Annotated in this window: 6 protein-coding genes; 4 read left to right on the top strand and 2 right to left on the bottom strand. The window is 59.8% G+C overall.

Annotation, left to right across the window (positions count from 1 at the left end; all coding sequences use genetic code 11):
- Positions 1 to 297 precede the first annotated feature (297 nt).
- The 3 genes from AAFX91_RS36495 (at position 298) to AAFX91_RS36485 (ending at position 3034) form a co-directional block, all read left to right on the top strand.
- Positions 298 to 1695: a hypothetical protein gene (locus tag AAFX91_RS36495; protein ID WP_394569743.1), complete on the top strand. Its 1398-nt coding sequence runs from the start codon at positions 298 to 300 to the stop codon at positions 1693 to 1695.
- A gap of 586 nt (positions 1696 to 2281) precedes the next feature.
- On the top strand, positions 2282 to 2794 hold the full coding sequence (locus tag AAFX91_RS36490; RefSeq protein ID WP_394569742.1) for an integrase core domain-containing protein: 513 nt from the start codon (positions 2282 to 2284) through the stop codon (positions 2792 to 2794).
- 51 nt (positions 2795 to 2845) lie between these two features.
- Positions 2846 to 3034, top strand: a complete 189-nt coding sequence (locus tag AAFX91_RS36485) for a hypothetical protein (RefSeq protein ID WP_394569741.1) — start codon at positions 2846 to 2848, stop codon at positions 3032 to 3034.
- A gap of 1233 nt (positions 3035 to 4267) precedes the next feature.
- Here the strand turns inward: AAFX91_RS36485 and AAFX91_RS36480 are convergent.
- Together AAFX91_RS36480 and AAFX91_RS36475 are read right to left on the bottom strand one after the other, a co-directional pair.
- Positions 4268 to 5875 carry a rhodanese-like domain-containing protein gene (locus tag AAFX91_RS36480; RefSeq protein ID WP_130578138.1) on the bottom strand — a complete coding sequence of 536 codons (1608 nt, stop codon included), beginning with the start codon at positions 5873 to 5875 and terminating at the stop codon, positions 4268 to 4270.
- Between the two features lie 18 nt (positions 5876 to 5893).
- On the bottom strand, positions 5894 to 6481 hold the full coding sequence (locus tag AAFX91_RS36475) for a cysteine dioxygenase family protein (RefSeq protein ID WP_282527347.1): 588 nt from the start codon (positions 6479 to 6481) through the stop codon (positions 5894 to 5896).
- Positions 6482 to 6959: 478 nt separating this feature from the next.
- On the opposite strand from AAFX91_RS36475, the gene AAFX91_RS36470 reads away from it, so the two are divergent.
- Positions 6960 to 8009, top strand: a complete 1050-nt coding sequence (locus tag AAFX91_RS36470; protein WP_394569740.1) for an ABC transporter substrate-binding protein — start codon at positions 6960 to 6962, stop codon at positions 8007 to 8009.
- Positions 8010 to 8056 lie beyond the last annotated feature (47 nt).

The following is an 8056-nucleotide window of genomic DNA, read 5'->3' as shown; positions in this document are numbered from 1 at the left end:
CGCGAAACTACTTCGCCGTCGTCGCCATTGCCGCCACTCTGCTCTGGATAAGGTAACTGTCCACACGGCCTAAGGCGACGTTTGAGATTGCAACCTTTTGCGGCTCGATGCTCGGGTATTTTGCAATTCCATTTTGGATTTCCCTCGAATCGAGAGTCGTGATTCCTTCGTTGCGTCGGAGGGGTGTTCAACGTGAGCCTAAACTAATCATAACGAAACAAGCAGCTCCAGAAGGGATGAATTGGAGTTCGCCGATCTGTATGCTGTTGTGACCTTACCAGTTCCGTTAGAGTAATAATGCTGTTCACTAGCTATGTCATCGCTGCCGCTGCCATGATCGCTGCAGCGCTCTACCTCATCCTGCGACTGCGGCTGTTCGTCACGACGACGACGATGCTGGTCGGCTCGCTGCTACTCATTTATGGGCCGGCAGCTTTGAGCTTTACCCTATCCTCAGGACAATTTGGCTTTCTGATCCGGCCACTCTTGGGGAACATCAGGGTCTTCTCATCGATGTTCCCGCTGATCAAGGAAAAGATCGGGGATATCGATCCCGTTATCATATCCTTGAACTTCTCGCTCGCCTTGATGTATGTCGGCGTTATCGTCGGCATCGAGCTCGTAGGTCGCCTTTTTTCCGCGCGCGCAACCTTAACCGACGCCGCGGTCGCAAAGTGGAGCGGCGAGCCCGTTCGCGACGAGCAGCATGGTCATCTCATTTTGCTGATTACCATATCTGTCCTGTTTCTGTTCATGCTCTTTGTCTCGGTCCGCGAAAACCACCTCGGCACGATCCAGCACTTTTATTCGATCAAGGGCGACAATGACGCGCGGGACGCCTATCGCGCCCATTTCGCCGACAGCCCTAGCTATGTTTACCGCGTGCTGCTCAGTGCCGTTGCGCCCATGCTGGTGATCTGGGGATTTCTCGCTGGGACTTTGCGCAGACGCTGGCCGTTAGTTTTGGCGGCGGTGCTGCTCTTTCTGGTTGCCATAATCGGAAAGATCGAGCTGTTGAGCAAGGCGCCGCCAGCATTCTTTCTGATCCAAATCGCACTGGCTGGCATGCTCACCTTCACCAACAGGATCTCATGGCGGGCAACGGTCGCGGGTGCTTTCGTGGTCTTGCTCCTGATCTATACCGCTACGCGGCTGATTGTCATTCTTCCGGAGGGAGCCTCGTTCATCGAAACGGTCTATTCGCGCGTCTTCGAAATGGAGAACGAGACGCTCGTCGAGAATTTCGCCGTTTTCCCGGCGCTGCACCCGTTCATGTGGGGCGCCAACATTCGCCCTATCGCAATTCTGACGGGCGTTCCCTATGTTCCGAGCTACGGTTTAGTGAGCTATATCTGGCATAACACCCACGACATCACCAGCCCTACTCTGTCTATCGCGGATGCCTGGACGGATTTCTCCTACGTCGGCGTTTTTGTGTACAGCATCATTGCTGGCGCGATCTGCCGTGGCATTGATCTGACATTCCTGGCACGAGGCAAATCGGTGGTTGCGATCGCTGTCTTGAGCGCGACATTCCTGGGCCTGTTCACGCTCTTAACGACGGCATTGAACACTGCGTTGTTTTCCGGCGGACTATTACTGGCACCGATTCTGGCTGTCATTCTGATGACGACCATGAGAATGCTGAGCGGACCGCGGGTGCCCCTCGGCAAGCCCGGCCCACCGCCGTTTTGAAAACGATGACCTCCGGGGAAACCTGTGTGTACCGAAAACCTTGTCCGAGTTGATGATGTGAAGGAATCGCCTAAGCTAATGGAATGATCGGGCTTCTCTGTTTCGTGCTGGCCGTCCCGACCTCGCCGTTCAAGTCGAGGCCGCGGCTTGAAGCTGAGAACGCGGCGCTTCGACATCAATTGATGGTCTTGCGGCGGAGGCTGCTTGGTCGCGTCCGGCTCACGAACCAGGATCGCTGGTTCCTGGTCCGGCTGTATCGCTGGTTTCCGTCAATCCTGTCGGTCCTCACCATCATCCGGCCCGAGACGCTCGTGCGGTGGCATCGGGCCGGCTTTCGCTGCTACTGGCGTTGGAAGTCGCGATCTCCAGGAGGCCGACCGCCGATCGACACCGGGCTGCGCGTGTTGATCCGGCGGATCAGCGTCGACAATCCGCTTTGGGGCGCGCCACGCATTCATGGCGAACTGCTCAAGCTCGGGTTTGAGATCGCGCAGTCGAGCGTCGCCAAGTACATGGTGAAGCGACGCGGGCACCCAGCCAGGGATGGCAAACCTTCTTGCGCAACCACGCGCCGGACATTGCCGCCATGGATTTGTTCGTTGTTCCAACGATCGGGTTCGACCTGCTCTGGGCCTTCGTCGTCGTCCGGCTGGACCGCAGAGACCTCGTCTGGATCAACGTCACCGCAAATCCGACGGCGGAATGGGTGGCCCGTCAAATAACCGAGGCATTTCCTTGGGACGAGGCTCCGCACTACCTCATCCGCGATCGCGACCGGATCCATGGCAGCGTTGTCACGCGCCGATTGCGCGCCATGGGCATCCGGGACAAGCCGACCGCCCCAGCCTCGCCGTGGCAGAATGGCCGTGCCGAACGGCTGATCGGATCGATCCGGCGTGAGTGTTTGGATCATATCGTCGTTTTCAGCGAGGCCCATCTCCGCCGGATGCTGCGATCCTATGCCCGCTACTACAATGACATTAGAACGCATCGGTCGTTGGATAAGGATGCGCCGGTCTCTCGTCCGGTTCAGCGGATAGGAGGCATTCAATTCCACGCCATCCTTGGCGGGCTTCATCATCACTACGTTCGGGTCTAGCCGGTTTTCGGTACACACAGGACTGTGCCCCTCGATATCATCGCACCCCGAATGAACGAACTGAAGGACGAGCGCTATCAAATCGCCGAGGGGCTTCGACAGATGGCCAAAGAGCCGGATGTGATTGCCCTGCATCCCACCGCGCTGAGGCCTATACAAGCGTGCCGTGGTCGATTTGGCGGAGGCTTTGGAAAGGGACAAGGCATTGCAAGGCATTGGCAGACCATCGTCCCCGCGTGATCGATGCAATCCGCACACTCTTTTCGGCCGTCATGGTGACAGCACCGCCGAACACCGTATCCTTCGAAGTCGAAGTCAGGGGGAAGCTTGCAGAGCTTTGCGGGATCGAGGTGTCCCCGAACTGTTCTAGGGTGACGAGACCGATGGTAGCGGGGGAGCGCTACCGCCTTTCCCCACACCAGCCAAACCTACGATACGTCATCCAATCTTTCGCATAAAGCAGTTCGCGAGTCTGGGCGAGAGTCGCTTTACACGCTTGAAGAGCGGTGTTGAACGGCCGCAAACCGCAGGTCGTTTGAAAGCGAGCTAGGTCGTGGAAAATTCGAAAGGGAGCGCCCTTCCAGCTCCGCGGTCGTACTGTGGGCCCGCGATGAGGCCAGTGAGACATTCCGATGGTAGTTTCAAGTTGTCGACCTCGTAGAATTGCCCCGGCTGAGCGCGGCGGCCGCTTTCGTGGACACTGGCAAGTGCAGGCCGGGTCATTAATCTATTTTTCCGAGCGAGGCGTCTGAGGATCGTCTAACAGCTCCTCGAATGCCCGCGCCGCGGGCCGTGATGTCCGATCAGCATTGCGTTCGGCCTCGGTGCGACTATCAGCCGCGTGCGCATCAAGAACGGCGCGGATGGCCGCGCTCTCGGCAAGTGTGGTGATTGATTGCTCGCGGCTCCGCGATGTGCGCCCGTCAACCAAGCGCGTCGGCAAAGGCCTTGCCACACGCGGCCGTGCTCGCCGGTCCCCTAAGGTCGCGCGTATGCAGCTTAGGCTCATCAAGCACCGTTTCGATCGCCGCAACGATGGCCTGCGTCGGTGATCAGTACATGATCGTCGGCCTTCAGCCGTTGCGAGCATCATTGTTGCGATCGCAGCCTGTCCGGTAGGATAAAGGGCGGCACGATACCCCCCTCGAGCTCCGCCGACGCATCCTCGAGCGCGTGCGTGCTGTCTGTCCCCTGCGCTCCGTAGGACACAGACGCTCATGCTCACGCCGCGCTCGCGTGTCACGCCAATTTTCAACATAATCAAAAACAAAGGTGCCGCCCCGGGTAACCGGCGTGTTGACCCAGCCGCGGTCAGAACGTCCGGCGCGCAGAAGCCGCGTTGCTGGACGAAGAGGCCGCATCACCGCCTCCGTGCCGCGTACGAGGCAACTGGCGGCAAGCCAAACGTTTGAACCGGCGAGCCCGCTGTCTTTCTTTCGTGCTCAGGGAGCCCGTAAACACCGAGCCAGGATTTCATATGCGAAAAGCCTCGCGTTCCTCTGAATCGATCTGAGACAGGAGGTTTGTCTCCCAAGCCAGATACCGGCGCGCTGCCTCCTTGTTGCCCTGATGCCGATCATGCACGAAGAACAGGAAATCGATGCAGTTCGAGTCGGCCGGGAGAACCGGCGTTGCTTCCACCGCAAGACCGGCGGCTGCCCACGCTTTCGAATCAGCGACATGCAGGAGCGGATCGTGCACGCCGCGCTCGGCAAGATCCAGGGCCGCAAGCCGCGCCGTCTCGGCCGTATCGGCTATGAGCACCACGCGCATGCCGGATGGCAGCGCCAGGCTCGCAAGCAGTGGGCGGATCGTCCATACAGCCCCCTTCAGGTGCCCCTTCCGATAGGCCGAGCTCGAACGCAGATCGAGCAACAGAATCCCGTCCATGCCGGCGAGCGCGTCGGCTGAAACCGTGCGGAGCAGCGGCAGCGGCAACGGCAGCGGCCTTTCGTGAAGAGGAGACAGGTGCGCTGCCGCGCCTTCGACGAGTACCTGCGCATCCCAGCCCATCTGTCGCAAGCGGGCCGCGATCACCGGCGCACGCACGCCTTCACTGTCGAACACCACCAAGCGGGCACCACATGTCCCGATGAATTGATCGGTCGCCTGGATGAGCTGGCCGCCCGGAGTGCTTTGGGCCCGTGGCAGGCTGCCGGCGGCGAACTCTTCCGGCGTGCGCACGTCGCAAAGATAGGTCGTGCGCCCTGAATCCGTCAGCCAGGTGTCCACCGTGTCGGCATGCACAAACGGCACCTGCCATCGCGCGGCAAAGTCGAGAGCGCGTCGGCGCAGCTCCGGCAGCCGTTCGTCGGCAGGCGGCGCCGGATAGAACCGGTCGGCACCATGATCCAGCGGCAGATCTTCCAGGAACCAGCCCTGGGTGCCGTTCTCGAGTGCGAACACCGGATTTGGGAGACCCAGATCGATCAGGGTCTGCGCGCCGATGATGCTGCGCGTGCGTCCGGCACAGTTGACGACAATGGTGGTCGAGGGATTTGGCGCAAGCAGATCGGCTCGCAGCGCCAGCTCGCCATTGGGGCAGCACACCGCCGTCGGGATGCTCATCTTGCGGTATTCGTCGACCGGGCGACCGTCGAGCACCACCAAGTCATCGCCACGCACGAGCCGATCGGACAGCTCGCGCGCGCTGATGCGCGGTGTATGAAATGACAGCTCGGCCTGTTCGCCGAAGGTCTTGCTGCGCACGTTCACGCCGGCGAACAACTGAAACCCGGCCTCGCGCCATGCAGGCGCGCCGCCCTCGAGAATGAACACGTGCTCGTAGCCGAGGGCGGTCAGGCGGACGGCAGCTCGCTCGGCCAACCCGGGCGCGACGCCCTCCGCTCCGTCGTCATAGATGACGATGCGAGTGCCGATCCGCGGCACCAGGCGCTGGATGTCGCTTTCAAGCCGACTGTAGGGTAGGGACACACAAAGAAAGATATGTGCTTCACCATACTGGCCATGCTCGCGCACATCGAGCAGGGCGATCTCGGCGCCATCATGGAGCCAGCGCTTGAGTTCGCGCGCGCCAATACGCGCCGGCGCCGCAGCGGCGGCAGTCGATGCTTCGTTCATCTGTTCGAGATTCCAGTGTCAGCGTCGGGTCTGAACGCCGATCGCCATGGGCTTCGCCGTCTTGGCCTCAAGATCAAAGGTGGAGCGTTCAGTCAGCGTCTCAAGCGCTCGACCATACATGTGCAGATGACGAATGGGCTTGTCGCCACGGATCTCCACCGAATGGATGTCGTCAGGCATCAACGCTATCCCCGTGCCCGGTCCCACGACAACGAGATCGGACAATTCGAGCTCCGCGTGTCCGGGCTTCGTCCCATCGTCGAGGCGACGGTACACGAAATTGTGCTCCTCTCCTTCGATCCCTGCGACGCAGGCCCAGGTCGTGTGGTTGTGTGGCGGAATGCGCCGTCCGGGCAACATCACGTTCAGATAGAGGGCGAAACTGCGATCGGGATCTTCCTGGATCAGGTAGCGCGCCTGGCGTGTCTCGACGTCGGGCAGCGGATATGCGTCTGGCGACCAGAGTTCGGCGCGAGCTGCAAGCCCGCGGAGTTCGATGAGGACCTCGTTGAGCACAGCGCGCTCCAAGGGAGCCTTTGCAGTAGCAATTCTAATGCGTTCGATCGTCGAACGAACCGTGTCGCGACGGGTCTCATTCACACCCATGGGGTCTCCTCGACGGCAAATGACAGCGAGAGCGGTATCTGTCTGCAGGACTACGCCACAGGGAACCGTCCAACAATTTAATTCTGCCATGCCCCAACATCAGAATTCCTAATGTATTCTGGCCGCATTTTCTTGCGCCAGAGAAACACACGAAAAATCAAAGCTACAGCAGTACGTTCAAGCGGACCTCATGCAATCGATTAGATTTCCTTACCGGTTGGCATCGAACTTTTAAATTGTGCCCGCTTCGTGGACAGGCTCAATTAGAAGGCACGCAGGTTTTCCGAGCGTTTCAATGTCGAGCGTTGGGCGGACAGAGGCAGATGAGGATCGGCGCATCATCACGGCCATCCATAAGCAATTCTGTAGCAACCTCCCGGCGCGCGTCGGGGCGCGAACGGGGCCAACCAGCTGGACCGCGCGCAAGACGCAGTCCGCTAAAATCGAGACAAAGCTGTCGAGATAACTGAGGGGAACGATGACGATTGAACGTATCGGGCAACGCCAAAACGGCTGCGGACCCGCACGAGGCAGCTTGCCGGAGAGCAGGAGGACCACCCGATGGATCAAAAGCGTGCTGGCATCGACCGTGCTCTGCGCTGGCGCATGGCTTATGCCCGCCCACGCCGAGACGGCCACCATGGTGCTCGCCACCGAACCGCCGACCCTCGTCTCCCTCACGAACGTCGCCACAACCGCCCTCGCCGTGAGCGGCAAGGTCACCGAAGGCCTGCTTGAATACAACGAAGATCTCAGCCCGGAGCCACTCCTCGCCACCTCGTGGAACATCAGCCCGGACGGCAAAGAATACAGCTTCAAGCTGCGGGAAGGCGTGTGCTGGCACGACGGCAAGCCTTTCACCGCCGAAGATGCCGCCTTCTCGATCAACCTCCTGAAGAAGGTGCATCCACGCGGGCGCTCCACCTTTGCCAATGTGACATCAGTGGAAGTCCCTGATCCACAGACCCTGGTGATCAAGCTGTCGCAACCTGCGCCCTATCTGATCAAAGCGTTTGCCTCGACCGAGACACCCATCGTCCCGAAGCATCTCTATGAGGGCACGGACGCCGCGTCCAACCCCAACGGCAACACGCCGATCGGCACGGGCCCGTTCAAGTTCAAGGAATGGCAGCGCGGCAACTATATCGTCTACGAGCGCAACCCAGACTACTGGGGTAAACCCGATCCGAAGATCGACCGACTGGTGGTCAAGTTCATTCCCGATGCGGCCGCCCGCTCGATTGCGTTCGAATCCGGCAGCGTGGACTTCGGCTATCGCACCCCCGTGGCGCTATCCGATCTCGACCGCCTGAAAAGCCTCCCGAACTTGAAATTCGAGACCAAAGGCGCAAGCTATTCGTACAACGTGACACGTCTCGAATTCAACCTCGACAACCAGTACTTCAGGGACAAGCGGGTTCGGGAAGCGGTGGCCCACGCCATCGAACGCAAGGTCATCGTGAACACGATCCACTATGGATATGCCACCATCACCTACTGGTTCATCACAGTGATTTTGACGTTTTGATACCGAGCCATTCGAGGATCGGCAAGTTTTCGGGTGGCAGGAGAATC

Origin of the sequence: Bradyrhizobium sp. 31Argb, assembly GCF_043638955.1 — a bacterium.
In the GTDB taxonomy this organism is placed as follows: Bacteria; Pseudomonadota; Alphaproteobacteria; order Rhizobiales; family Xanthobacteraceae; genus Bradyrhizobium.
The sequence above is the reverse complement of the archived record's forward strand: the minus strand, read 5'-3'. Positions and strand labels throughout refer to the sequence as shown.

Coding starts and splice junctions, on each gene's coding strand:
- AAFX91_RS36495 (WP_394569743.1), top strand. CDS start 298: ATGCTGTTCACTAGCTATGTCATCGCTGCCGCTGCCATGATCGCTGCA.
- AAFX91_RS36490 (WP_394569742.1), top strand. CDS start 2,282: ATGGATTTGTTCGTTGTTCCAACGATCGGGTTCGACCTGCTCTGGGCC.
- AAFX91_RS36485 (WP_394569741.1), top strand. CDS start 2,846: ATGAACGAACTGAAGGACGAGCGCTATCAAATCGCCGAGGGGCTTCGA.
- AAFX91_RS36480 (WP_130578138.1), bottom strand. CDS start 5,875: ATGAACGAAGCATCGACTGCCGCCGCTGCGGCGCCGGCGCGTATTGGC.
- AAFX91_RS36475 (WP_282527347.1), bottom strand. CDS start 6,481: ATGGGTGTGAATGAGACCCGTCGCGACACGGTTCGTTCGACGATCGAA.
- AAFX91_RS36470 (WP_394569740.1), top strand. CDS start 6,960: ATGACGATTGAACGTATCGGGCAACGCCAAAACGGCTGCGGACCCGCA.